This is a genomic window from Enterobacter sp. MGH85 (assembly GCF_001037655.1).
GTDB classification, from domain to species: domain Bacteria; phylum Pseudomonadota; class Gammaproteobacteria; order Enterobacterales; family Enterobacteriaceae; genus Enterobacter; species Enterobacter intestinihominis.
In genome coordinates, this window is record NZ_KQ089925.1 from 1,978,715 (window position 1) to 2,004,104 (window position 25,390).

Sequence of the window (25,390 nt, forward strand, 5' to 3'; positions counted from 1 at the left end):
TGCCATGATCGTGATGAACGACCTGGTGGCGGGTTACGATCGCCAGCCCGTTACGCGCGCACTGTCCGGCGTGATTGAACGCGGGAGCATGACCGCCATCGTCGGGGCCAACGGCTGCGGCAAATCCACGCTGCTGAAAACGCTCGCTGGCTTTCTTCCGCCCGTCAGCGGTACGTTTCGCTGGCAGGGGAGACGTCCGGTGGTGGGCTGGCTGGCGCAGCGTCACGCGCTGGAGGCGCAATTTCCTCTGACCGTGCAGGACGTGGTGAGCATGGGCTGCTGGCCAGAAATCTCGCTATTTGCCGGTTTTCGTCGGGATACCCGCATGCGCATTGCCGGCGCGCTTGAGCGCGTGGGGCTGGCGTCCATGGCGTTATCCACCATCGATGAACTCTCCGGCGGGCAATTCCAGCGCATGCTGTTTGCCCGCGTTTTAGTGCAGCAGGCACCGCTGGTGATGCTGGACGAACCCTTCACCGGCGTTGATGAAGCGACCTGCAACGTGCTGATGGATCTGATGCTGGAGATGTATATGCAGGGGCAGACCCTGCTGGCGGTACTACATGACAGCGAGCGCGTAGCACGTCACTTCCCGCAGACGTTACGTCTGGACGCTGATAGTCCCCAATGGAAAACCGAGCGGGTGAGGGTGGCATGATCTGGCATACATTCTTCCAGCCGTTTATTGAGTACGGCTTTATGCGCCGTGCACTGGTGGTTTGCCTGGCGCTCTCCGTCAGCACCACGGCGCTGGGGGTATTCCTTCAGCTGCGTCGGATGAGCCTGATGGGGGACGCCCTTTCTCATGCCATTTTGCCGGGTGTCGCGGTGGGCTATCTGCTCAGCGGTATGTCGCTTCTGGCAATGACTGTCGGCGGGTTTATTGCCGGTATCGCCGTTGCGCTGGTGGCCGGGCTGGTCAGCCGCCGCACGCCCCTTAAAGAGGATGCCAGCTTCGCGGGGTTTTACCTGGGTTCCCTGGCGCTGGGCGTCACGCTGGTGTCGCTGCGCGGTTCAAATGTCGATCTGCTTCATCTTCTGTTTGGCTCCATTCTCGCCGTGGATAGCGCGTCAGCCCTGTTCGTGACGGGCGTTTGCATGTTCACGCTCCTCACGCTGGCAATGTTTTATCGTGGGCTGGTCAGCGAAGCGTTCGATACCGCGTGGTTGCAGGTGAACGCGCGCTGGCTGCCCGGGATGTTACACGGTCTGTTTCTGGCGCTGCTGGTGCTCAACCTGGTGGCCGGTTTTCAGGTGCTCGGCACGTTGATGGCCGTCGGGCTGATGATGTTACCCGCCGTGGCGGCACGCTGCTGGGTGCGCACCCTGCCTGGGTTACTTCTAATGGCGGGTATCAGCGGTATTTTTTGCGCCTGGCTGGGCTTAAGCCTTTCCTGGGCAGTGAGTCTGCCCGCCGGGCCCTCCATTGTGCTGACCGCCAGCGCATTGTTCTTTATTTCCGTTTTATTTGGCACGCGCAGCAGGCTGGCGGATAGCCTGCGGGCGCTTTTTTAACGCAAGGGGAAACGATGAAACGTACAGGGTTAGCCGTGGCGCTCGCGCTCGGCATGATGACGCACGGCGTAATGGCGAAAACGCTTAATGTGGTGACCAGCTTTTCCATCCTGGGAGACATCACGCAGCAGGTTGGCGGCGATCGTGTGAAGGTGAAGACGCTGGTGGGGCCGGACGGTGATCCCCATACTTTCGAACCCTCGCCCAAAGACAGCGCGGCGCTGAGTAAAGCCGACGTGGTGGTGGTCAATGGGCTGGGGCTGGAAGGCTGGCTCGATCGTCTGGTGAAAGCCTCCGGATTCAAAGGCCAGCTGGTGGTTGCTTCGGACGGCGTGAAAACGCACACGCTGGAAGAGGACGGTAAAACCGTGACCGATCCGCACGCGTGGAACAGCGCGGCGAACGGCGCGCTGTATGCGCAAAATATTCTCTCAGGGCTGGTGAAGGCCGATCCTGAAGATACGGCGGCGCTTGAAGCTACCGGTAAACCCTATATTGCGCATCTCTCTCAGCTGGACGGTTGGGCTAAAAAGCGTTTCAGCGACATCCCACAGGCGAAGCGCAAAGTGCTGACCAGCCACGACGCTTTCGGCTATTTCAGCCGCGCCTACGGCGTGACGTTTATGGCGCCTCAGGGGCTGTCGTCTGAGAGTGAAGCCAGCGCGGCGCAGGTAGCGGAGATCATCAATCAGATTAAAGCTGACGGTGTGAAAACCTGGTTTATGGAAAACCAGCTTGATCCGCGCCTGGTGAAGCAGATTGCGACCGCCACGGGCGCCCAGCCGGGCGGTGAACTTTACCCGGAAGCGCTGTCCGCGAAGGGCGGCGTGGCGGACACCTACGTCAAGGCGTTTCGCCACAATGTGGATACCCTCGCTAACAGCATGAAATAAGCGTCTCTCTGGCCGATGCGCCCGCATCGGCTTTTTTCTGAAGCCCCCTCGTAAAACCCGACGCGCATCCCCATATTTGATGAGAAAGTGCTATCTTGTGCTGCATGTTTTTCTAAGGCCTGGAGCGAGAATGACTGACCATGAATTGATGCAGCTAAGCGAAGTGGTGGGGCTGGCGCTGAAACAGCGCGGCGCGACTCTCACGACCGCAGAATCCTGCACCGGCGGCTGGGTGGCGAAAGCAATTACCGATATTGCTGGCAGTTCCGCCTGGTTTGAACGCGGCTTTGTGACCTACAGTAACGAGGCTAAAGCGCAGATGATTGGCGTGCGTGAAGCCACGCTTGAGCAGCATGGCGCGGTCAGCGAGCCGGTGGTGATCGAAATGGCGATTGGCGCGCTGAAAGAGGCGCGCGCAGATTACGCTATCTCCATCAGCGGTATCGCGGGGCCGGACGGCGGCAGCGACGTGAAGCCTGTCGGCACCGTCTGGTTTGGCTTTGCCACCTCAAAAGGTGAAGGGATCACCCGCCGGGAATGCTTCAGCGGCGATCGCGAAAGCGTGCGTCGTCAGGCAACGGAATACGCGTTAAAAACGCTCTGGCAACAATTTCTACAAAATACTTGATACTGTATGACTATACAGTATAATTGCCTCAACAGAACAGAAGTCCATGGTGAAGCGCAGTTGCTTCTCCCGGCATGACAGGAGTAATAATGGCTATCGACGAAAACAAACAGAAAGCGTTGGCGGCAGCACTGGGCCAGATCGAAAAGCAATTCGGTAAAGGCTCCATCATGCGCCTGGGTGAAGACCGTTCCATGGACGTGGAAACTATCTCCACTGGTTCGCTTTCTCTTGATATCGCACTGGGCGCTGGCGGTTTGCCGATGGGCCGTATCGTAGAAATCTACGGTCCGGAATCCTCGGGTAAAACCACCCTGACGTTGCAGGTTGTTGCGGCGGCACAGCGCGAAGGTAAAACCTGTGCGTTTATCGATGCCGAGCACGCGCTGGACCCGGTCTATGCCCGTAAACTGGGCGTTGATATCGACAACCTGCTGTGCTCACAGCCGGACACCGGCGAGCAGGCCCTGGAAATTTGTGACGCGCTGGCGCGCTCAGGTGCGGTTGACGTGATCATCGTCGACTCCGTTGCGGCGCTGACGCCAAAAGCGGAAATTGAAGGTGAAATCGGTGACTCTCACATGGGCCTCGCGGCACGTATGATGAGCCAGGCGATGCGTAAGCTGGCGGGTAACCTGAAGCAGTCCAATACGCTGCTGATCTTTATCAACCAGATCCGTATGAAAATTGGTGTAATGTTCGGTAACCCGGAAACCACCACCGGCGGTAACGCTCTGAAATTCTACGCTTCTGTCCGTCTGGATATCCGCCGTATCGGCGCGGTGAAAGAGGGGGATAACGTCGTCGGTAGCGAAACCCGCGTGAAGGTTGTGAAGAACAAAATCGCAGCACCGTTCAAACAGGCTGAATTCCAGATCCTCTACGGCGAAGGTATCAACTTCCTCGGCGAGCTGGTTGACCTGGGCGTGAAAGAGAAGCTGATTGAAAAAGCGGGCGCATGGTACAGCTACAACGGTGACAAGATTGGTCAGGGTAAAGCGAATGCTATCTCCTGGCTGAAAGAGAACCCGGCGGCGGCGAAAGAGATTGAGAAGAAGGTGCGTGAACTCCTGCTGAGCAACCAGGACTCTAAACCTGATTTCGTGGTCGACGGCGCGGATGCTGAAGAAACCAACGAAGACTTTTAATCCTCTCGGATAAAAATGAAGGGCTGCTGATGCGGCCCTTTTTGCATTTCTGAATCGACAGGTTTTTTATGAGTGAACCGACATCACGCCGACCAGCCTACTCACGCTTGCTGGATCGGGCCGTGCGTATTCTTGCCGTGCGTGACCATAGCGAACAGGAGCTGCGGCGGAAACTGTCAGCGCCCGTCATGAGCAAAAACGGTCCGGAAGACATTGATGCCACCGCGGAAGATTATGACCGCGTGGTTGCCTGGTGCTACGAGCATCACTATCTGGATGACGGCCGTTTTGCCGCTCGCTTTCTTGCCAGCCGTGGTCGTAAAGGCTATGGGCCAGCGCGTATCCGCCAGGAGCTGAACCAGAAAGGTGTAGCCCGTGAATCGATTGAAAAAGCCATGCGCGAAAGTGAAATCGACTGGTGCGAACTGGCGCGTGAGCAGGCGGTACGAAAGTACGGTGAGCCGCTGCCGCGTGAATTTTCAGAAAAAGTTAAAATCCAGCGCTTTTTGCTCTACCGCGGCTTCCTGATGGAAGATATTCAGGATATCTGGCGTAATTTTACCGATTGAACGCATGCGGGATTTTACTTCCCACTAAAGAAAACTTATCTTATTCCCACTTTTTCCAGTAGCTGGTCCGTCCAACTGTTTACAGATACAGATCTGCTGCGACATTTCGTTAGCTTGATTTCAGGATAATTATGAGCAAGAGCACCGCTGAGATCCGTCAGGCGTTTCTCGATTTTTTCCATAGTAAGGGACACCAGGTTGTTGCCAGCAGCTCCCTGGTACCGAACAATGACCCGACTCTGCTGTTTACCAACGCCGGGATGAACCAGTTCAAGGATGTGTTCCTTGGTCTCGACAAGCGTAATTATTCCCGCGCCACAACCTCACAGCGTTGCGTGCGTGCGGGCGGTAAACACAACGATCTGGAAAACGTCGGTTACACCGCGCGCCACCACACTTTCTTCGAAATGCTGGGTAACTTCAGCTTCGGCGACTACTTCAAACACGACGCCATTCAATATGCGTGGGAACTGCTGACCGGTGAAAACTGGTTTAATCTGCCGAAAGAGCGTCTGTGGGTGACCGTGTATGAGACCGATGACGAAGCGTTCGACATCTGGGAAAAAGAAGTGGGTATCCCTCGCGAACGTATCATCCGTATCGGTGACAACAAAGGCGCGCCTTACGCGTCTGATAACTTCTGGCAGATGGGTGACACCGGCCCTTGCGGTCCGTGCACCGAGATCTTCTACGATCATGGTGACCACATCTGGGGCGGCCCTCCGGGAAGCGCGGAAGAAGATGGCGATCGCTACATTGAGATCTGGAACATCGTCTTCATGCAGTTCAACCGTCAGGCCGACGGCACCATGGAGCCGCTGCCAAAACCGTCCGTAGATACCGGTATGGGTCTTGAGCGTATCGCGGCCGTTCTGCAACACGTTAACTCCAACTATGAGATTGACCTGTTCAGCACCCTGATCAAAGCCGTTGCCGAAGTGACGGGCGCAACCGATCTGAACAACAAATCACTGCGCGTTATCGCAGACCATATTCGTTCTTGTGCGTTCCTGATTGCTGACGGCGTTATCCCGTCGAATGAAAACCGTGGCTATGTGCTGCGTCGTATCATTCGTCGTGCGATCCGTCATGGCAACATGCTGGGCGCGAAGGACACCTTCTTCTATAAACTCGTTGGGCCACTGATTGGCGTGATGGGCTCTGCCGGTGACGAGCTGAAACGCCAGCAGGCGCAAGTTGAACAGGTTCTGAAAACCGAAGAAGAGCAGTTTGCCCGTACGCTGGAGCGCGGACTGGCGCTGCTGGACGACGAGCTGGCGAAACTCAAGGGCGACACGCTGGATGGCGAAACCGCTTTCCGCCTGTACGACACCTACGGCTTCCCGGTTGACCTGACGGCGGACGTTTGCCGCGAGCGCAACATCAAAGTTGACGAAGCAGGCTTTGAAGCCGCAATGGAAGAGCAGCGTCGTCGTGCGCGTGAATCCAGCGGTTTTGGCGCGGACTACAACGCGATGATCCGCGTTGATAGCGCGTCTGAATTTAAAGGCTACGAAGAGCTGGCTCTGACCAGCAACGTGACCGCGCTGTTTGTTGACGGTAAAGCCGTAGACAGCATTAGCGCAGGTCAGGAAGCGGTTGTTATCCTGGATAAAACACCGTTCTATGCGGAATCCGGCGGCCAGGTTGGCGATAAAGGCGAACTGAAAGGCAATGGCTTCAGCTTCAGCGTAAGCGATACCCAGAAATACGGTCAGGCAATTGGTCACCAGGGCAAACTGGTTTCCGGTTCTCTGAAAGTGGGCGAGGGCGTTCAGGCCAACGTTGACGAAGCTCGCCGCGCGCGCATTCGTCTGAACCACTCGGCAACCCACCTGATGCACGCAGCCCTGCGCGAAGTGCTGGGTACGCACGTTGCACAGAAAGGTTCTCTGGTTAACGACAAAGTGCTGCGTTTCGACTTCTCGCATTTTGAAGCGATGAAGCCGTCTGAAATTCGTGCGGTGGAAGACCTGGTGAATGCCCAGATCCGCCGTAACCTGCCAATCGAAACCCACATCATGGATCTTGAGGCAGCGAAGAAGAAAGGTGCGATGGCGCTGTTTGGCGAGAAATATGACGACCGCGTTCGCGTGCTGAGCATGGGCGACTTCTCTACCGAACTGTGTGGCGGTACTCACGCATCCCGCACCGGTGACATCGGCTTGTTCCGCATCGTTTCCGAGTCGGGTACGGCGGCAGGCGTGCGTCGTATTGAGGCGGTGACCGGGGAAGGTGCAATTGCCAGCCTGCATGCGCAGAGCGACCAGCTGCACGAGATCGCGCAGCTGCTGAAAGGCGATAGCCAGAACCTGGGCGAGAAAGTGCGTGTCGCGCTGGATCGTACCCGTCAGCTGGAAAAAGAACTCCAGCAGCTGAAAGAACAGGCTGCGGCGCAGGAGAGCGCAAACCTCTCCAGCAAAGCGGTAGACATTAAGGGCGTCAAACTGCTGGTCAGCGACCTGGCGGGCGTTGAGCCTAAGATGCTGCGTACCATGGTCGACGATCTGAAGAACCAGCTTGGTTCGACGGTTATCGTGCTGGCAACGGTCGCAGAGGGTAAGGTTTCTCTGATTGCGGGCGTCTCTAAGGATGTGACGGATCGTGTCAAAGCAGGGGAACTGATTGGCATGGTCGCCCAGCAGGTGGGTGGCAAAGGTGGCGGTCGTCCGGACATGGCGCAAGCCGGTGGTACGGATGCGGCGGCACTTCCCGCGGCATTAGCCAGCGTTGAAAGCTGGGTAAGCGCGAAACTGTAATAACTACAAAGCACAAGCAGACGCCATAGCGGTAACGTTATGGCGTCTTGCTCACTGCGCTATCGATAACGATAAAGTCAGGTTGAGTTTGTGTATATCGGCTAAACTTACGTTTAACAGAATGTGATGCCGTGACTGCTTACACTTTACGTGTTTGTCATCGCTTACTTTTTGGCGTTATATGATGGATAATGCCGGGATACAAGAGACCCGACTCTTTTAATCTTTCAAGGAGCAAAGAATGCTGATTCTGACTCGTCGAGTTGGTGAGACCCTCATGATTGGGGATGAGGTCACCGTGACAGTTTTAGGGGTAAAGGGTAACCAGGTACGTATTGGTGTTAACGCTCCTAAAGAAGTATCTGTCCACCGTGAAGAGATCTACCAGCGTATCCAGGCTGAAAAATCCCAGCAGTCCAGTTACTGATATTGTCGCGTCTCGCTGTCGGGCGAGACGCAACCCTCCCGCTATTTTTCCTGCATAAAGTTACCGTTCTATTTCAAACGCTTCGTTTTTGACCACTCTCATAATCTTATCTCATCCAAATGACGCGCTTCTCTCAACACAATTCTGTGAAGATGTCTGCAAAATCCGCTTATAAAACACTCTCTTTGCGGCTTTTACATGCGAATTGCGTGCGAATTGTGCAAACGAAAAAAGCATGTGGAAAATTGTTTGACTTATAAGTCCCAGAAAGTAATATATGCGCCACGCAGCGACGAGAAGCTCTTAACGAGTTACTCGAAGCACTCGAAAGAGGCGTTGTGTGGTGAGGTGGCCGAGAGGCTGAAGGCGCTCCCCTGCTAAGGGAGTATGCGGTCAAAAGCTGCATCCGGGGTTCGAATCCCCGCCTCACCGCCATTTTGCATCCGTAGCTCAGCTGGATAGAGTACTCGGCTACGAACCGAGCGGTCGGAGGTTCGAATCCTCCCGGATGCACCATCTCTTCTTGTGATCCCCTTCGATGTTTAGTTCTTAATCACTCTCATTGTTATCACTTCGCAATCAGCGACAAAAATCCCCTTTTACGATAAAGTAATGCTTTGTTAATCGTTTAGCGAGAGCACGATGTACGCACAGTATGACGGTTTGATCTTCGACATGGACGGCACCCTCCTGGATACCGAACCCACGCATCGTCAGGCCTGGACCGAAGTCCTGGGCCGTTACGGTATGCGCTTCGATTTACAGGCGATGATTGCCCTCAACGGATCGCCCACCTGGCGTATCGCACAGGCCGTGATTGAGCTGAATCAGGCCGATCTCGACCCGCACCAGCTCGCGCGTGAAAAAACCGACGCGGTAAAAGCCATACTGTTAGACACCGTGCAGCCTTTACCACTCATTGACGTTGTCAAGGAGTGGCACGGCCTTCGTCCTATGTCTGTCGGTACGGGCAGCGAGAGCGCGATTGCTGAAGCGCTACTCAAACACCTTGGCCTGCGCCACTATTTTTCTGCCGTCGTTGCCGCCGATCATGTTAAACATCACAAACCCGCACCGGATACCTTCCTGCGCTGTGCAGAATTAATGGGTGTACCACCTGCAAAATGCGTGGTGTTTGAAGATGCTGATTTTGGCATTCAGGCCGCGCGTGATGCCGGAATGGCGGCGGTGGATGTTCGCTTACTGTGAGTGACGCGCTGTCACTCGCTTCATTATTCGCCAGCAGTTTTTTAAGCTCCACCCTCTTACCGGGGAATTCGGAAGTGGTGCTGGTGGCGATGCTGTTGTCCGGCGTGAGTCAGCCCTGGTTGCTGGTCTTAATAGCAACAATGGGTAATAGCCTTGGAGGGCTGACTAACGTTATTCTTGGACGTTTCTTTCCGCTACGCGAAAAATCTCGCTGGCAGGAAAAGGCAGTGGGCTGGCTAAAACGCTATGGCGCTGCCACGCTGTTATTAAGCTGGATGCCTGTAATAGGCGATTTACTGTGTCTGCTGGCGGGATGGATGCGCATCTCCTGGGGACCGGTGCTCTTTTTTTTGTGCCTTGGCAAGGCGTTACGCTATGTTTTACTGGCATGGGTAACACTACAGGGTATGACGTGGTGGCACTAATTGGTGGAATGAATTCGCGACCTTCAATCGTCAACCATTACAATTATGCTGAGTGACAATTTTTTGACAGGCGGGAGGTCAAATTGATCCCGGACGTATCACAGGCGCTGGCCTGGCTGGAAAATCACCCTCAGGCACTGAAGGGGATTCAGCGTGGGCTTGAGCGCGAAACGCTGCGCGTAAATGCGGATGGTAGCTTAGCGACTACGGGACACCCGAAGGCGTTAGGCTCGGCGCTGACACATAAATGGATCACAACCGATTTCGCCGAAGCGCTGCTGGAGTTCATTACGCCAGTAGACGGTGATATTGATCATATGCTGACGATCATGCGCGACGTGCATCGCTTCACCGCCCGCAACCTCGGCGACGAGCGTATGTGGCCGCTCAGCATGCCGTGCTATATCGAGCAGGGGCAGGATATCGAGCTGGCTCAGTACGGCACCTCGAATATCGGACGGCTGAAAACGCTGTATCGCGAAGGACTGAAAAATCGCTACGGCGCACTGATGCAGACGATCTCTGGCGTGCACTACAATTTCTCTCTGCCGATGGCGTTCTGGCAGGCGAAGTGCGGTGAAACGGATAAAGAAGCGATCTCCGCGGGCTACTTCCGCCTGATCCGCAACTACTACCGTTTTGGCTGGGTTATTCCTTATCTGTTCGGCGCGTCCCCGGCCATTTGTTCATCGTTCCTGCAAGGGAAACCGACCACGCTGCCGTTCGAGAAGACCGAGTGTGGCATGTACTATCTGCCGTACGCGACCTCGCTGCGCCTGAGCGACCTTGGCTATACCAATAAGTCGCAAAGCAATCTCGGAATTACGTTTAACGATCTGCACGAATATGTGGCAGGCTTGAAGCGGGCGATAAAAACCCCGTCGGAAGAGTACGAAAAAATCGGCCTCGAAAAAGACGGCAAGCGCCTGCAAATTAACACCAACGTATTGCAGATTGAAAATGAACTGTATGCGCCGATTCGTCCGAAGCGCGTGACGCGCAGCGGTGAAACGCCGTCGGATGCGCTACAGCGCGGCGGGATCGAATACATTGAAGTGCGCTCGCTGGATATCAACCCGTTCTCACCGATTGGCGTTGACGAGCAGCAGGTTCGCTTCCTTGACCTGTTTATGGTCTGGTGCGTACTGGCGGATGCGCCGGAAATGAGTTCCGACGAACTGCTGTGTACTCGTACCAACTGGAATCGCGTAATTCTGGAAGGGCGCAAGCCGGGTCTGACGTTAGGTATTGGCTGTGAAACGGCCCAGTTCCCACTGTCTAAGGTAGGGAAGGATCTGTTCCATGACCTGAAGCGCGTAGCCCAGACGCTGGATAGCGTGTACGGCGGCGAAGCTTACCAGAAGGTCTGCGACGAACTGGTTGAAAGCTTCGATAACCCGGAACTGACATTCTCAGCACGTATTCTGCGTTCTATGATTGAACAGGGAATTGGTGGCACAGGGCGTTCACTCTCAGCGGAGTACCGTGAGATGCTGATGCAGGAGCCGTTAGAGATCCTGAGCGAAGCGGATTTTGTGGCAGAGCGCGATGCGTCCGTTGTGCGTCAGAAAGAGGTCGAAGCGGCGGATACGGAGTCGTTTGAGGCGTTTCTGGCGAAGCAGGCCTGAACCAAAAGAAAAAGGCCACATCGCTGTGGCCAAAATATACATCTCTGAATTCAGGGATGATGATAACAAATGCGCGTCTTTCATATACTCAGACGCGCATTCTGTAGAAGAGTTCAGTTTATTTTAAAAAAAAATCACTATCGGAGGTGACGTATGCCGTTATTAGATAGCTTTACTGTCGACCATACCCGTATGGAAGCACCAGCAGTCCGCGTGGCGAAGACCATGAACACGCCGCACGGCGACACGATCACCGTTTTCGACCTGCGCTTCTGCGTGCCGAATAAAGAAGTGATGCCAGAGAAAGGCATTCACACGCTGGAACACCTTTTCGCCGGATTCATGCGCGACCACCTGAACGGCAACGGCGTGGAGATCATCGATATCTCTCCGATGGGCTGCCGCACCGGTTTCTACATGAGCCTGATTGGTCAGCCTGAAGAGAAACGCGTCGCGGATGCGTGGAAAGCGGCCATGGAAGACGTGCTGAAGGTGAAAGAGCAGAACCAGATCCCAGAGCTGAACGTTTACCAGTGCGGTACTTACCAGATGCACTCTCTGGAAGAAGCTCAGGAGATTGCCCGCCATATCATCGAACGTGATGTTCGTGTAAACAGCAACGACGAGCTGGCCCTGCCAAAAGAAAAACTTCAGGAACTGCACATTTAGTATTGTGCCTGTGGATGCCCGGTGGTGCTTCGCTGACCGGGCCTACAATACTGATGACGACAACCACGGCCAGCTCCGCGCTGGCGACGCCGGTATCGCGATCGTTTTGCGGATGCACGCTGTTACAGACGTCGCTGCGGCGGCTGAAGTAGTGGCAGAAATATTCGATCTGGTCGAGATAGACGTTCGGCGTGCTCACTTCGACGTAAGTCTGTCGAGAGCCAGCGCGTGGCGCGGGTGTGTTCAGCATGGTACGCTCCTGTTGTCTTTTCACTCTCGTGAATCAATTTCAGGCGCGCTGCTTTATCTGAAGTGACAATCGCTGTCGCGTTTTGGACACGGTGCGGTGTTTTGCCGGATGGCGGCTACGCCTTATCCGGCCTACGTTCGTAGGCCCGGTAAGCGTAGCGCCACCGGGCAAACCGTGCACAGGGCTAGTGCGCTCCACCGCCCCCGCTACCGGCACCAAACGGTGGTTTGGCAAACCACACCAGCCCCAGCAGGACGATGAAGATCCCCGCCGATATCCAGAAAATCTCGTTTGCCGAGATAATCAGCCCCTGGTTGGTGATCTGCTGGGCAAGCCAGCCGGACGCCTGCTGCTCCGTCATCCCCATCCCCTCAAGCTGGCTATACATCTGCTGAGCGTTAGGGTTGAACGGGTTCACCGCTTCGGTCAGCTGGGCATGGTGCATCGCTTCCCGGTTGGTCCACAGCGTGGTGGTGATCGATGTCCCGATGGAGCCCGCCAGCGTACGGGTGAAGTTCGACAGGCTCGATGCCGCCGCCATCCGCTCAGGCGGCAAGCCGGAAAGCGTAATGGTGGTCAGTGGCATAAAGAAGCACGCCACAGCAAAGCCCTGAATAAACTGCGGCCACGCGGAGGCGCCAAAGTCCATTCCCGGTTCAAACGTATACGCGCGCCAGTAGAAGCACACGGCGTACATGATGAAGCTGAACGTCACCAGCCTGCGCATGTCGAGCTTATGGGCGAAACGGCCAATAATCGGCGACAGCAGAACCGGAATTAACCCCACCGGCGCGGAGGCCAGCCCCGCCCAGGTTGCGGTATAGCCGTACACCTCCTGCAACAGCTGCGGCAGCAGAACAATCGCGCCGAAGTAGAGCATATAGGCGAGGCTGATACAGAGGCAGCCGATGGTGAAGTTTCGCGATTTAAACAGCGAGAGGTCGACTATCGGATTTTCGTCCGTCAGCTCCCAGACAATCAGGAAGCTGATGGCAACCACGGCGACCACCGTCAGCACGATGATTTCCGTAGAGGCGAACCAGTCCAGCTCTTTGCCGCGGTCGAGCATGATTTGCAGGCTGCCGATGCCGACAACCAGCAGTGCCAGCCCGATGCCGTCGATCCGCCGCTGTTCGGTCCGCGTTTCGCGACCACGCAGAGACTGTAGCGTCATCAGCACCACCAGCGCACCGATGGGTACGTTGATGAAGAAGATCCAGCCCCAGTGATAGTTATCGCTGATATAGCCGCCGAGGATTGGCCCGCAAATTGGGGCGACAATCACCGTCATCGACCACAGCGCGAGCGCGATGGAGCGCTTGGCGGGCGGATAGTTGTTCAGCAGCAAACTCTGCGATAGCGGAATCAACGGCCCGGCGACAATCCCCTGAATGACGCGGAAGAAAATCAGCATCGTCAGGCTGCTGGACATGCCGCAGGCCCAGGAGGCCAGTACGAACAGGATCGTCGACCAGAGGAACAGCTTCACTTCACCGACGCGCTTCGCCAGCCAGCCGGTGATGGGAATAGAGATGGCGTTCGCCACCCCGAATGAGGTAATGACCCAGGTCCCCTGGCTCAGCGATGAGCCAAGGTTCCCGGCGATCGTAGGGATCGCCACGTTTGCGATGGTGGAGTCCAGCACCTGCATGAATGTCGCCAGCGACAGCGCAATGGTCATAATGACCAGCTGCGCCCCCTCAAGCGGTTTTTGCGGCTTTTGCTGTTGCATAACGCTCACCTTCGGCTTAACCGGCGTTTGCCTTCACGATGTCATCGATCAGCTTATTGACCGGATCGAGGCTAATTTCACGGGCGTTACTTTCATAAGCTGGCGTGCTGCGCACCTGGCTTGCGAGGATCTGACCGTCGCGGTTGGCGGTATCGACCGTCACCAGCGTGGAAAGGCCAATTCGCAGCGGATGGTCTGCCAGCTGCTTAGGATCCAGCTCGATACGTACAGGCAAGCGCTGTACCACTTTGATCCAGTTGCCGGTGGCGTTCTGTGCAGGCAGCAGGCTGAAGGCGCTGCCGGTCCCCATGTCCAGACCGACTACTTTACCGGTGTACTTCACGTCATCGCCGTAGATATCGCTGACCACGGTTGCGGTCTGGCCGATACGCATATGCGCCAGCTGGGTCTCTTTGAAGTTCGCGTCCACCCACAGGTTGTTCGCCGGAACGACCGCCATCAGCGGCGTGGTGGTGCTAATTTGCGCACCCGGCTGCACGGAACGACGGGAAACGTAACCGGTCATCGGGCTGACGATTTTGGTACGTTGCAGGGCAAGCCATGCGTTACGCACTTCGGTCGCCGCCTGTTTCACCGCCGGCTGGTTTTCCAGAGAGGTGCCCAGCACCATCGCCTGGTTGGCGTTGTACTGTTGGATCGCCACGTCCAGCTGCGCCTGTGCGCTCGCCACAGCATCGCGGGCGTGCTGCAACTCTTCACGGCCAATCAGGTTGGCGGTGCCGAGAGGAACACGACGCTTGAGGTCGCTCTGCGCCTGGGCCAGGGCCGTTTTCTGCACGTCGATATTGGCCTGAAGCTGTTTGCTGTTGATCATCAGCTGGCGGGTCTGGCGAACGCTGGAGGCCAGCGCCGTCTGTGCTTTTTCAAAAGCCTGTTGGGCGTCGGTCGGGTCGAGCGTGACCAGCACATCCCCTTTTTTCACAAAGTCGGTGTTGTCAGCCCAGACTTTCGTCACGCTGCCTGACACCTGCGCCATGATTTGAACCTGATTCCCTGCCACGTATGCATCGTCTGTCTCTTCAACATGACGCAAGACTAAAAACCAATAGATCCCATATGCCACGGCAATAATAATAAAGAGCAAGGTCAGCAGAATAAGGGCGCTCTTACGTTTGCCCTTCTTGTTGACCGGTTGCTGCGGGGGGGTGTTCTCCGCATTTGCGCTCATTGTTGTTCTCCACGATCTTTTTATTTTCACATCGGCTGAGCCGACCTGTTGTCAGAAAGGCCAGCAGTTTCACGTGCTGGCCTGTCAGTTTTTCTTTTGCAATCTGGAATGTTGAGCGGATCGTCGCGTTAGCGCAGCGCCTCAAGAATGACGCCATCTTCATCCATCTGGTCCAGACGGGTGAGCAGCTTGCGAGTAATGTGCTCAAGCTGGTCGCGCTCGGCGGTGCTGAGGGCAGACCAAAGCTGGTGCAGGCAGTTATGCTGCGGTGGCAGCACTTCGCGCAGGAATTCGTGACCTTTCTCGGTCAGTTGCAGATGCAGGCAGCGGCGATCGTTATCGCTCTCACGGCGCTCTATCCAGCCGCGCTTCTCCAGCTCATCAGCAATACGGGTTGCATTGGTACGGGATGAACCCAGCGCGCAGCTCAGTTCAGACGGCTGAATGCTGTGGTTTTCCTGAGACTCAAGCGTAATCAACGCCATAAACAACGTCTCGTTAATCCCTTGCGCTTTCAGCATCTTGTTACGATTTTCCAGCAGCTTACCCTGCATGTGCATGCACAGGCGGGTCAGCAGGATCTCCTGATACGGGAAGTCCTCATGACGACTGGCGCGGAACTTAAGCATTTGTTCAATGGGCGTAAACGAACTATCCATTTTGGGCATAACCTCATTAATTACAGCCGATATAGTAACGATAGTGACAAATAATGTAAATGAATTATTTGTGCGGTTATATCCGCCAAACGTATGTCACCATCAGAAAGCGCCGGGTAAATCCGTGACCCGGTGAGCACAGAAAGTGTGGGGTGTGTACCCGCGAAAGAGGGGATGTGAGGACTGGGGTCTGAACTATTCATGCCGGTAGTAAATATGTCACCCACAGTAAAATTTCTGGGATAAATGATTACCGTTACCTTAACAGATGCAAGCCCCCTTTACACCCCAGGGGGCCCAAAGCAATGTAAAACTTAGTGAATTGCTTCCTGGCGGTGATAGCCGCGCCACCATACCAGCAGATTTATCGCCGCCACGATGGCGCCGATTGCGCACACGCCCGTCCAGCCCGCATGCTGCCAGGCGGAGGCTGAGATTAGCGAGCCCGCCGCGCCGCCGATAAAGTAGCTGGTCATGTACCCGGCCGTCAGACGGTTACGGGCGTCTGGTTTCACGCGGTAAATCACGGTCTGGTTGGTGATATGTACGCCCTGCACGGTGAGGTCGAGTACCAGAATACCGACAATTAGCGCCAGCACTGAGACGTGTCCGTACCAGATAGCCCCCCAGGAGAGCAGGAGTAAAACCAGCCCTGCGGAGGTGGTCATATGAGATTTACCTTTGTCGGCCAGGCCACCCGCCGGGCGCGCGCCCAGTGCGCCAGCCGCGCCTGCCAGCCCGAACAGGCCAATCACGCCTTCTGAGTAGTTAAACGGCGGCGCGGCGAGCAGAAACGCCATCGACGTCCATAAGATGCTGAAGTTGGCGAAGGTGAGACACCCCAGAACGGCGCGTGTGCGCAGGAGTTTATCCCGGGTGAAGAGGCTGAAAACGGAGGCGAGGAGCTGCGGATAGTTCAGGTGATTCTCCTGCTTCACCTTTGGCAGGCCGCGCCACAGGGCCAGCGCCATGATAACCATCAGCACGCTTGCCACCCAGTAAACGGTGCGCCAGCCGCCGAGGCTCGCCAGCAGCCCGGCAACGGTTCGCGCCAGCAGGATGCCCAGCAGCAGGCCGCTCATAATAGTGCCAACCACTTTGCCGCGTTTTTCCGGGGAAGCCAACGTCGCCGCGAGGGGAACCAGAATTTGTGCCACCACCGAGAACAGCCCCGTCAGCGCGGTACCGATAATCATCATCGTTAACGACTGGCTGCTGGCGGTGATCAACATCCCGCCTGCGGCCAGCAGCGTCATGGAGACGATAAGCATCCGGCGCTCAAACATATCGCCTAATGGCACCAGGAACAGCAGCCCGGCCGCATAGCCGAGCTGCGCAGCGGTGACGATAAAGCCGGCGGAGCTGGCTGAAAGATCGAAAGCACGCGCGATAGTATCAAGCAGAGGTTGCGCGTAATAGTTGCTGGCGACGGCCAGTCCCGTTGCCACGGACATTAAAAGGATGAGTGCGGGGCTAAGCCCTTGAGTTGTTTTTGTCATTTGTTTCAGGAATTGTAAGTTAAGTGATTATTTTTCCGGAAACATAATAACCAATGATTGTGAATGTTGGGGGATTGTTACGTGGTGGATTGTGCGGTTTAGGTTGGGTGCGGTTTGATCCCCTCACCCTATCCCTCTCCCCAAAGGGGAGAGGGGATTTTATACACCCTCTCCCCTTTGGGGAGAGGGCAGGGTGAGGGGTAGTATTTTTACTTCTGCGCCTCAAGCGCCTCTTTCACCCAGCCATCGAACTGCTGCTGGTGGGCTTTGATCCAGCCATCCACGTGGCCTTTGATATCAGCTTCGGATGATTTACCCGCGTGCATCATCGCGTTCTGGGCGTTAATGTCTGCCAGCGGCAGTTTCATTACCGAGAACAGCTTCGCCGCCGCCGGGTTTTTCTCGGCCCAGGCTTTGTTCGCCACGATATGCATGGTATTCACCGGGAAGCCATAGTTCATGCCGTTTGGCAGTTTGGTGTCGATATCTTTCTGCTCGCCCGGCAGGGAGGAGAAGGGCACCTGCAACCACACCACGTCTTTGCCCGGCTTCAGCACGTCGCTCACCCAGTACGGCGTCCAGGTGTAGTAGATCACCGGCTTGCCTTCTTTAAAGCGGGCGATGGTATCGGCCATCATCGCAGAGTAATTGCCGTGGCTCACGTCGACGGTCTTCGCCAGATCGAAGGCTTTGTTCTGGTGGTTAATCACCGCTTCACAGCCCCAGCCCGGCGAGCAGCCCATCATGTCGGCTTTGCCGTCACCGTTGGTATCAAAGAGTTTGGCGATCTTCGGATCTTTCAACTGTTCAATATTGGTGATGTGATACTTATCGGCGGTTTTCTTGTCGATCAAATATCCCTGCGCAGCGCCGGTCACAAAGGTGCCTTCGCGGTAGAATTTCTTGTCACCGCCTGCGGCGGCATACATATCGTCGTGCAGCGGCTGCCAGTTCACGGCGGTAAAGGTGGCATCGCCGGAGGCAATAGAGGTATAGCCCACGTTGTAATCCACTTCACTGGCGGTATTCACCGTATAGCCCAGTTTCTCCAGCGCACGGCTGACAATCTGGGTCTGGAAGGACTCTTCCGAAATGGTGCTCTGCACCGGCTGCACGGTAATGCCTTTGCCCGGCAGGTCAGCGGCAACTGCGCTGGTGGAGACAAGGGTCGCAAACGCTGTGGCAAAAAGTACGTTATGTCGCATCGTTGTTCCTTATTTTGTGAATGGGCGGGTGAGTAACCCGACAGGGCCGGTGGTATACCAGCGACGGTTGCCGCGACTGCGTGAATCACGACCGACAGCCTGGGTCAGGCGGTCAAGAATGATGGCGAGGATCACAATCCCGACACCGCCGACGGTCGCCAGCCCCATATCGAGACGGCCAATGCCGCGCAGTACCATCTGACCTAACCCGCCAACGGCAATCATTGAGGCGATCACCACCATCGACAGCGCCAGCATCAGCGTCTGGTTAACACCTGCCATAATGGTCGGCATCGCCAGCGGAAGCTGAACCTTAAACAGCATCTGACGCGGGCTGGCGCCAAACGAGCGTGATGCCTCTATCAGATCCGCAGGCACCTGGTTAATGCCCAGAATGGTCAGGCGAATAATCGGCGGCAGGGCGAAGATAATGGTCACGACCACCCCCGGTACGTTACCGATGCCGAACAGCATCACGATAGGCACCAGGTAAACGAACGCTGGCGTGGTCTGCATTGCATCCAGCAGCGGGCGGATAATTTTTGCGGCCCGCGGGCTGCGCGCCAGCCAGATCCCCATCGGCAGGCCGATCGCCACGCAGAACAGCAGGGCGGTCAGCACCAGCGCCAGGGTGATCATCGCCTGAGACCACGCGCCAATCGCGCCGATGGCAATCAGGGAGATCAGCGTGGCGATCCCCATACCCGCGCTGCCGAACTGCCATGCGATCAGCGAGAACAGGATAATCGCCACCGGCGCGGGCATGCCCAGCATCAGCTGCTGGAAGCCGTTCAGGATGTAATCCACCGGGATACGGATCCCCTGGAACACCGGACGGAAGTGGGTAACGACCCAGTCGATCCCCTCCGTTACCCAGCTATCCAGCGGGATCAGCGTCTTGTGGAACGGATCCATAATATTGAAATGCTCTGGGGCAGGCGCCGGTGCGCTGTTGAGCCAGTCTGCCGCGCCGCCGCCATCGGCAGGCGCAGGCGTCGACCCCCACGCATCGGCAGATTGCGCCGCGCTGTCCGCTGCTTCAGTGGTGCCCCATGGGTTTGATTGATCAGCCATTGTTTGTCCCCTCGCGATCTAAAGCCTGTAGCAGCATCCGTTTTGAGATGATGCCAACGTACTGTTGTTCTTCACCGACAACCGGCACGGCGCACGGCGCCTGACCCACGTGAGAGAGCAACTCGCTGAGCGGCGTTTCGGCGTCCACGGCAAGCGGAGCGTCAATCAACGCCGCATCGATTCCCTGGTTTTCGCTCAGGGCGGTTTTCAGGGAGTCGATGGAGACAACGCCGACAAATTTATTGCCGCGTTCAACCAGATAACCGTATTCACGGTCTTCGTCCTGCAACAGCTTCAGCGCGGAGCGCGGACCAAAACCTGGCGTTTTTCGAATAATGCCGTTTGGTGTTCGACGGGCAATATCTTTCGCACTGAATACGTGGCTAATATCCACGCCGCGGAAGAAGGTGCGCACATAATCATTCGCCGGATTATTGAGAATTTCATCCGGTGTGCCGACCTGCACCACTTCACCATTTTGCATAATGGCGATACGGTCGCCAATACGCATGGCTTCATCCAGATCGTGAGAAATAAAAACAATGGTGCGCTGATGTTTGGCCTGTAATTTTACCAACTCATCCTGCATCTCGGTGCGAATTAAGGGATCGAGCGCCGAGAAGGCTTCGTCCATTAATAAAATATCCGGATTAATCGCTAATGCGCGCGCTAATCCTACGCGCTGACGCATACCGCCGGAGAGCTCATCCGGATACGCATGAGCATAATTTTCCAGCCCGACCTGACGCAGTGCATCAAGGGCTTTTTCCTGACGTTCCTGAGCGGGCGTGCCGGCTAACTCCATGCCAAAGGCGGTATTATCGAGTACCGTCATGTGCGGCATCAGTGCAAATGACTGAAACACCATCGCAATTTTCTTTCTGCGCACCTCGCGGAGTTCCGCGTCTGATATTCTGGCGATATCAACGCCGTCAATCAGCACCTGTCCGCGGGTGGGTTCAATCAGGCGATTGAGAAGGCGAACCATAGTGGATTTACCCGAACCGGATAATCCCATGATGACAAAAATCTCGCCTTCTTCAATGGCCAGACTGGCGTCTTTAACGCCAAGCGATAGCCCGGTTTTTTCCAGAATTTGCTCTTTCGAAAGGCCTTTCTCAATATATTTGAAAGCACGCTGCGGGTGCTCGCCAAATACTTTATAAAGATTTTTCACTTCTAATTTAATTGCCATGCAATAGAGAGTGTCCTGTTATTTGTTTATGTCGATATGATTACCATGGTAAATAGTTAACTGGCATTACCCTAACATACTCAGAATCTGAGACAACCCTGGACCTGCCTGAGGTCGGAATTTTACCGCAAGCGAAACGGCTGAATTTCCCATGAATAAAGGGCTGAGGGCGCTTTGAATTTTTCTCAATTTTTTTGCTACTGCATGGGAGAATTTCGCCTGAATCGGTGTGATTCAGGCGAATATGAAGGGGAATTTACAGTGTAGTACGTAGTGGAATATTCGGCTGGAAATAATGAAATGTAGAGTTAATTAATGAACGTTAATTCATTCATTAAAAATCCCAGTCCTCGTCTTGCGTCTCCACCGCTTTACCCATCACGTACGACGAGCCGGACCCGGAAAAGAAGTCGTGGTTTTCATCGGCGTTGGGCGACAGCGCCGCGAGGATCGCCGGGTTCACTTCCGCCATTTCCGGTGGGAATAACGCTTCGTAGCCCAGGTTCATCAGCGCCTTGTTGGCGTTGTAGCAGAGGAAGGCTTTTACGTCCTCTTCCCAGCCCGTTCCGGCGTACAGCTCCTCGGTATAGCTCAGCTCGTTGTCATACAGATCCATCAGTAAATCGAGGGCAAAACCTTTGAGTTCCTCGCGTTTTTCCGGGGTGACTTTCTCCAGTCCTTTCTGGTACTTATAGCCGATGTAATACCCGTGTACCGCTTCATCGCGGATGATGAGGCGAATCAAATCGGCGGTATTAGTGAGCTTGCCCCGGCTCGACCAGTACATGGGCAGCCAGAAGCCGGAATAGAAGAGAAAAGATTCCAGGAACACGCTGGCGATCTTCTTCTTCAGCGGCTCGTCGGCCCGGTAATATTCCAGCACCAGATCTGCCTTGCGCTGCAATGACGCGCTCTCTTCGCTCCAGGCGTAGGCCGCGTCCACGTCTCTGGTCTGGCACAGGGTGGAGAAAATCGAGCTGTAAGAGCGGGCATGGACCGCCTCCATAAAGCTGATATTCGACATTACCGCCTCTTCGTGCGGGGTCAGCGCATCACTCATCAGCGCGGGCGCACCCACGGTATTCTGAATGGTGTCCAGCAGCGTCAGGCCGGTAAAGACGCGGATTGTCAGCTGCTGCTCGGCATGGCTCAGGGTTTGCCAGGCCGGAATATCGTTGGAGAGCGGCACCTTTTCCGGCAGCCAGAAGTTGCTGGTCAGGCGGTTCCAGACCTCCAGGTCTTTATCATCCTGAATTTTGTTCCAGTTAACGGCACTTACGCGTGACAGTTTCATCCTTTCTCCTTACAGCGCGCAGGACACGCAGCCTTCAATTTCGGTACCTTCCAGCGCGAGCTGGCGCAGGCGAATGTAGTACAGCGTTTTGATGCCTCTCTTCCAGGCGTAGATCTGCGCTTTATTGATATCCCGCGTGGTGGCGGTGTCCGGGAAGAAGAGCGTCAGCGACAGCCCCTGGTCCACATGTCTGGTCGCCTCGGCGTAGGTATCAATGATCTTTTCCGGGCCGATCTCATAGGCGTCCTGGTACAGAGCCAGATTCTCGTTAGTCATAAACGGGGCAGGGTAGTAGACGCGTCCGGTTTTGCCTTCCTTGCGGATTTCAATCTTCGACACGATCGGATGGATGCTCGCCGTGGCATGATTTATATAGGAAATGGAGCCGGTTGGCGGAACCGCCTGAAGGTTCTGGTTATAGATGCCGTAGTGCATCACATCCTCACGCAGCTGTTGCCACATCTCACGCGTCGGCAGGGTAATGCCGGCGCGGTCGAAAAGCGCGCGTACTTTTTCGGTTTTCGGCTGCCAGTCGCCTTCCAGATACTGGCTGAAATACTCTCCGCTGGCGTAGCGGGACTGCTCAAAGCCTGCGAACCGCTGGTTGCGTTCGCGCGCCAGCAGCATCGAGGTATGCAGCGCATGCCAGGTGATGGTATAGAAATAAAGGTTGGTGAAATCCAGCCCTTCCGGGCTGCCGTAGGCGATACCCTCCCGCGCCAGATAGCCGTGCAGGTTCATCTGCCCAAGGCCGATGGCATGCGACGCGGCGTTGCCCGCCTCAATGGACGGTACGCTGCGGATGTGGCTCATGTCCGATACCGCCGTCAGCCCGCGAATGGCGGTCTCTACCGTGCGGCCAAAATCGGGGGAATCCATGGTGTGGGCAATATTCAGCGAACCGAGATTGCAGGAGATATCTTTGCCGATATCCGCGTAGTCGAGGTTCTCGTCGTAACTGGACGCGCTGTTGACCTGCAAAATCTCCGAGCACAGATTGCTCATGTTGATGCGCCCGGCAATCGGGTTGGCGCGGTTCACCGTATCCTCGTACATGATGTACGGGTACCCGGACTCAAACTGAATTTCGGCAAGCGTCTGGAAAAAGTCGCGGGCGTTAATGTATTTCTTACGAATGCGCTCGTCCGCCACCAGTTCGTCATACAGTTCGCTGATGGCCACATCGCCAAAGGCTTTGCCGTAGATACGCTCGACGTCATACGGCGAGAAAAGCGCCATGTCGGCATTTTCTTTGGCCAGCTTAAACGTGATATCCGGGATCACCACGCCGAGCGACAGGGTTTTAATGCGGATCTTTTCGTCGGCGTTTTCACGTTTGGTATCCAGAAAACGCAGAATGTCCGGATGATGCGCGTGCAGATAAACCGCACCCGCGCCCTGACGTGCGCCAAGCTGGTTGGCGTATGAGAAGGCATCTTCCAGCATCTTCATCACCGGGATGACGCCGGAGGACTGATTTTCGATGCGCTTGATCGGCGCGCCCGCTTCCCGCAGGTTCGAAAGCAGAAATGCCACGCCGCCGCCGCGTTTCGACAGCTGTAGCGCCGAATTCACCGCACGGCCAATCGACTCCATATTGTCTTCAATACGCAGCAGGAAGCAGGAGACCAGCTCGCCGCGCTGGGCTTTGCCGCAGTTAAGGAAGGTTGGCGTGGCAGGCTGGAAGCGGCCTGAGAGGATCTCCTCCGTCAGCCTTTCGGCCAGAGCTTCATCGCCCTGCGCCAGCGTCAGGGCTACCATCACCACCCGATCTTCAAAGCTTTCTAAATAGCGTTTGCCGTCGAAGGTTTTCAGGGTGTAGCTGGTGTAATACTTCCACGCGCCGAGAAACGTCTGGAAGCGAAAACCGCTGGCGTGCGCCCGTTCAAACAATGCCACCGCGAAGGCGCGGTCGTAGCGGGTCAGGACGCGCTCTTCGTAATAACCCTCTTTTACCAGCCAGTCGAGACGTTCCTGCTGGCTGCCAAAGACGACGCTGTTCGGGCGTACATGAGCGGCAAAAAAGGCGTCCACCGCCTCACGATCTTTGCCAAACTGAATGCGCCCCTCCCGGTCATAGAGGTTTAGCATGGCGTTTAATGCATGGTAATCCGGCGTCGCCTGAATCACGCGCTCTGCGGTTGTCGTTGCCAAAATTCGTTCACTCCTTTACGCACGTTCTCTACGTCCTGCTGTGTCCCCATCAGTTCAAAACGATAGAGATACGGCACGCCGCATTTTTGAGAGATGACATCCCCGGCGCGGGCAAAGGCCTCGCCGAAGTTGCGATTGCCTGCCGCGATCACGCCGCGAATCAGCTGCCGGTTATGGGGGTCGTTCAGAAAGCGGATCACCTGACGAGGCACAGCCCCCGCGGTGCCGCCACCGCCATAGCTGGGCACTACCAGAATGTAGGGTTCGTCTACCTGAATACGCTCCCGCTCGTTCAGCGGAATGCGAATCGCGGGCAGCCCGAGACGCTCCATAAACCGAAGCGTGTTTTCCGAGCTGCTGGAAAAGTAGACCAGCCTGCTCATGCACTGACGCCCTGAGCGGCAAGGCGGTTGATCATGTCCGGACGAAAGCCAGACCAGCTGGTGTCGCCGGCAACCACGACCGGAAGCTGACGGAAACCCTGCGCCCGCAGGGTGTCTGCCGCGTCAGGCACCTGATCTATATTGACCATCTCAAATGCCACGCCGCGACTCTCCATCGCCCGTTTCGTGGCGTGGCACTGAACACAATCGTTACGAGTGTAAATAATAATGCTCATGATTCGTATTTCCATTTAGAATGAGAGAACGGCGCGAGTAAACGCGTCATGTTGTGTCTGTCTTGCTAAAGGGAATACTAGATGTAGTTGAGATAACTTTCAACCACACAAGATATGGGAAATTCAGATTGATAAGGCCCCAATGATGAGCCTGGCGGGGCAGGGCGAACTGCGCGGGTTTTTCAGGCTTTCAGGCAAAGAAAAGCCCCGGCGCCTGAGGCTACCGGGGCTGAAAACGCGTGCTTACTTACGCAGGCTAAGCAGGGCGCCGACAAAAATCCCGACTGCCGCGACCGTTCCCAACGTACACAGCGGTTTTTCACGTACGAAGGTGGTGGCGCAGCTTGCCATATCGCAGGCCGCCTGAGTGGTACGTGAGCGGCCATTCATCCTTGCTCGCGTTTCACGCAGCAGAGACTGAGCCTTACGTTTCGCGGCATCTGCTTCGTCCTTCGCGTCAGAGCCCCAGGATTTCAATACGGCTTCCAGCGTGTCCGCTAATTGGCTGACATCGTTACGGATATCCTGGGTGTCGTCGTTAATATCGTTTCGGTTCGGTCTGTTAAACATACGATCCTCCATAATTTGTGTTCCCGTTTAGTTTAGTCCAGAAATGTAATATCTGAAGCGAGTCACGGCTTATCGGGCAG

Annotated in this window: 24 protein-coding genes, 2 tRNA genes and 1 pseudogene; 14 read left to right on the plus strand and 13 right to left on the minus strand. The window is 55.8% G+C overall.

Annotated elements, in window-relative coordinates:
• The first annotated feature begins 4 nt into the window (after nucleotides 1-4).
• The 14 genes from SK51_RS09370 to luxS all read left to right on the plus strand — a co-directional run bounded on the left by SK51_RS09370 (nucleotide 5) and on the right by luxS (nucleotide 11,870).
• Complete coding sequence (locus tag SK51_RS09370) at nucleotides 5-658, plus strand: metal ABC transporter ATP-binding protein (RefSeq protein ID WP_022649143.1); 654 nt, start codon at nucleotides 5-7, stop codon at nucleotides 656-658.
• Complete coding sequence (locus tag SK51_RS09375; RefSeq protein WP_022649142.1) at nucleotides 655-1,515, plus strand: metal ABC transporter permease; 861 nt, start codon at nucleotides 655-657, stop codon at nucleotides 1,513-1,515. The genes SK51_RS09370 and SK51_RS09375 overlap by 4 nt, the downstream gene beginning before the upstream one ends.
• A gap of 14 nt (nucleotides 1,516-1,529) precedes the next feature.
• On the plus strand, nucleotides 1,530-2,408 hold the full coding sequence (locus SK51_RS09380; RefSeq protein WP_023306807.1) for a metal ABC transporter substrate-binding protein: 879 nt from the start codon (nucleotides 1,530-1,532) through the stop codon (nucleotides 2,406-2,408).
• Between the two features lie 130 nt (nucleotides 2,409-2,538).
• Nucleotides 2,539-3,036: a nicotinamide-nucleotide amidase gene (gene pncC / locus SK51_RS09385; protein WP_003862172.1), complete on the plus strand. Its 498-nt coding sequence runs from the start codon at nucleotides 2,539-2,541 to the stop codon at nucleotides 3,034-3,036.
• Between the two features lie 89 nt (nucleotides 3,037-3,125).
• Nucleotides 3,126-4,184, plus strand: coding sequence for a recombinase RecA (gene recA / locus SK51_RS09390; RefSeq protein WP_022649140.1), 1,059 nt, complete (start codon nucleotides 3,126-3,128; stop codon nucleotides 4,182-4,184).
• A 68-nt stretch (nucleotides 4,185-4,252) separates the two neighbouring features.
• A complete protein-coding gene (gene recX / locus SK51_RS09395; RefSeq protein ID WP_017382782.1) occupies nucleotides 4,253-4,753 on the plus strand; it encodes a recombination regulator RecX in 501 nt (166 codons plus the stop codon).
• Between the two features lie 131 nt (nucleotides 4,754-4,884).
• The gene (gene alaS / locus SK51_RS09400; protein WP_032676479.1) at nucleotides 4,885-7,512 is read left to right on the plus strand and encodes an alanine--tRNA ligase; all 2,628 of its coding nucleotides are present in this window, start codon (nucleotides 4,885-4,887) and stop codon (nucleotides 7,510-7,512) included.
• A gap of 241 nt (nucleotides 7,513-7,753) precedes the next feature.
• Nucleotides 7,754-7,939, plus strand: coding sequence for a carbon storage regulator CsrA (csrA, locus tag SK51_RS09405; protein ID WP_000906486.1), 186 nt, complete (start codon nucleotides 7,754-7,756; stop codon nucleotides 7,937-7,939).
• Between the two features lie 342 nt (nucleotides 7,940-8,281).
• Nucleotides 8,282-8,374 (plus strand) — tRNA-Ser (locus tag SK51_RS09410).
• A 4-nt stretch (nucleotides 8,375-8,378) separates the two neighbouring features.
• Nucleotides 8,379-8,455, plus strand: a tRNA-Arg gene (locus tag SK51_RS09415).
• 126 nt (nucleotides 8,456-8,581) lie between these two features.
• Entirely contained in the window at nucleotides 8,582-9,148 is a 567-nt protein-coding gene (gene yqaB, locus SK51_RS09420; RefSeq protein ID WP_023306805.1) for a fructose-1-phosphate/6-phosphogluconate phosphatase, read from the plus strand.
• Nucleotides 9,145-9,573: a YqaA family protein gene (locus tag SK51_RS09425; RefSeq protein WP_017692791.1), complete on the plus strand. Its 429-nt coding sequence runs from the start codon at nucleotides 9,145-9,147 to the stop codon at nucleotides 9,571-9,573. Before yqaB ends, SK51_RS09425 begins: the two co-directional genes overlap by 4 nt.
• Before the next feature lie 83 nt (nucleotides 9,574-9,656).
• Complete coding sequence (gshA, locus tag SK51_RS09430; RefSeq protein WP_023306804.1) at nucleotides 9,657-11,201, plus strand: glutamate--cysteine ligase; 1,545 nt, start codon at nucleotides 9,657-9,659, stop codon at nucleotides 11,199-11,201.
• Between the two features lie 153 nt (nucleotides 11,202-11,354).
• Entirely contained in the window at nucleotides 11,355-11,870 is a 516-nt protein-coding gene (gene luxS, locus SK51_RS09435) for an S-ribosylhomocysteine lyase (RefSeq protein WP_003862180.1), read from the plus strand.
• A 61-nt stretch (nucleotides 11,871-11,931) separates the two neighbouring features.
• On the opposite strand, the pseudogene SK51_RS25580 reads toward luxS, so the two are convergent.
• The 13 genes and pseudogenes from SK51_RS25580 to SK51_RS09500 form a co-directional block, all read right to left on the minus strand.
• Nucleotides 11,932-12,075, minus strand: a pseudogene (locus SK51_RS25580) (hypothetical protein); the annotation flags it as partial.
• 229 nt (nucleotides 12,076-12,304) lie between these two features.
• Nucleotides 12,305-13,852, minus strand: a complete 1,548-nt coding sequence (emrB, locus tag SK51_RS09445; RefSeq protein WP_022649134.1) for a multidrug efflux MFS transporter permease subunit EmrB — start codon at nucleotides 13,850-13,852, stop codon at nucleotides 12,305-12,307.
• A gap of 16 nt (nucleotides 13,853-13,868) precedes the next feature.
• On the minus strand, nucleotides 13,869-15,041 hold the full coding sequence (gene emrA / locus SK51_RS09450; RefSeq protein ID WP_022649133.1) for a multidrug efflux MFS transporter periplasmic adaptor subunit EmrA: 1,173 nt from the start codon (nucleotides 15,039-15,041) through the stop codon (nucleotides 13,869-13,871).
• A 128-nt stretch (nucleotides 15,042-15,169) separates the two neighbouring features.
• On the minus strand, nucleotides 15,170-15,700 hold the full coding sequence (emrR, locus tag SK51_RS09455; RefSeq protein ID WP_017694792.1) for a multidrug efflux transporter EmrAB transcriptional repressor EmrR: 531 nt from the start codon (nucleotides 15,698-15,700) through the stop codon (nucleotides 15,170-15,172).
• Between the two features lie 314 nt (nucleotides 15,701-16,014).
• Nucleotides 16,015-17,199 carry an MFS transporter gene (locus SK51_RS09460; RefSeq protein ID WP_023306803.1) on the minus strand — a complete coding sequence of 395 codons (1,185 nt, stop codon included), beginning with the start codon at nucleotides 17,197-17,199 and terminating at the stop codon, nucleotides 16,015-16,017.
• A 209-nt stretch (nucleotides 17,200-17,408) separates the two neighbouring features.
• The gene (gene proX, locus SK51_RS25180) at nucleotides 17,409-18,404 is read right to left on the minus strand and encodes a glycine betaine/L-proline ABC transporter substrate-binding protein ProX (RefSeq protein WP_017382774.1); all 996 of its coding nucleotides are present in this window, start codon (nucleotides 18,402-18,404) and stop codon (nucleotides 17,409-17,411) included.
• Nucleotides 18,405-18,413: 9 nt separating this feature from the next.
• Nucleotides 18,414-19,478, minus strand: a complete 1,065-nt coding sequence (proW, locus tag SK51_RS25185) for a glycine betaine/L-proline ABC transporter permease ProW (RefSeq protein WP_022649132.1) — start codon at nucleotides 19,476-19,478, stop codon at nucleotides 18,414-18,416.
• Complete coding sequence (gene proV, locus SK51_RS09475) at nucleotides 19,471-20,673, minus strand: glycine betaine/L-proline ABC transporter ATP-binding protein ProV (RefSeq protein ID WP_022649131.1); 1,203 nt, start codon at nucleotides 20,671-20,673, stop codon at nucleotides 19,471-19,473. The genes proW and proV overlap by 8 nt, the downstream gene beginning before the upstream one ends.
• Before the next feature lie 334 nt (nucleotides 20,674-21,007).
• Nucleotides 21,008-21,967, minus strand: a complete 960-nt coding sequence (gene nrdF, locus SK51_RS09480; protein WP_022649130.1) for a class 1b ribonucleoside-diphosphate reductase subunit beta — start codon at nucleotides 21,965-21,967, stop codon at nucleotides 21,008-21,010.
• A gap of 9 nt (nucleotides 21,968-21,976) precedes the next feature.
• Nucleotides 21,977-24,121, minus strand: a complete 2,145-nt coding sequence (gene nrdE, locus SK51_RS09485) for a class 1b ribonucleoside-diphosphate reductase subunit alpha (RefSeq protein ID WP_048206660.1) — start codon at nucleotides 24,119-24,121, stop codon at nucleotides 21,977-21,979.
• The gene (nrdI, locus tag SK51_RS09490; RefSeq protein ID WP_022649128.1) at nucleotides 24,094-24,504 is read right to left on the minus strand and encodes a class Ib ribonucleoside-diphosphate reductase assembly flavoprotein NrdI; all 411 of its coding nucleotides are present in this window, start codon (nucleotides 24,502-24,504) and stop codon (nucleotides 24,094-24,096) included. The genes nrdE and nrdI overlap by 28 nt, the downstream gene beginning before the upstream one ends.
• Nucleotides 24,501-24,740, minus strand: a complete 240-nt coding sequence (gene nrdH, locus SK51_RS09495; protein ID WP_017382770.1) for a glutaredoxin-like protein NrdH — start codon at nucleotides 24,738-24,740, stop codon at nucleotides 24,501-24,503. Before nrdH ends, nrdI begins: the two co-directional genes overlap by 4 nt.
• 243 nt (nucleotides 24,741-24,983) lie before the next feature.
• Nucleotides 24,984-25,310, minus strand: a complete 327-nt coding sequence (locus SK51_RS09500; RefSeq protein WP_017382769.1) for an ElaB/YgaM/YqjD family protein — start codon at nucleotides 25,308-25,310, stop codon at nucleotides 24,984-24,986.
• Between the last annotated feature and the right edge of the window lie 80 nt (nucleotides 25,311-25,390).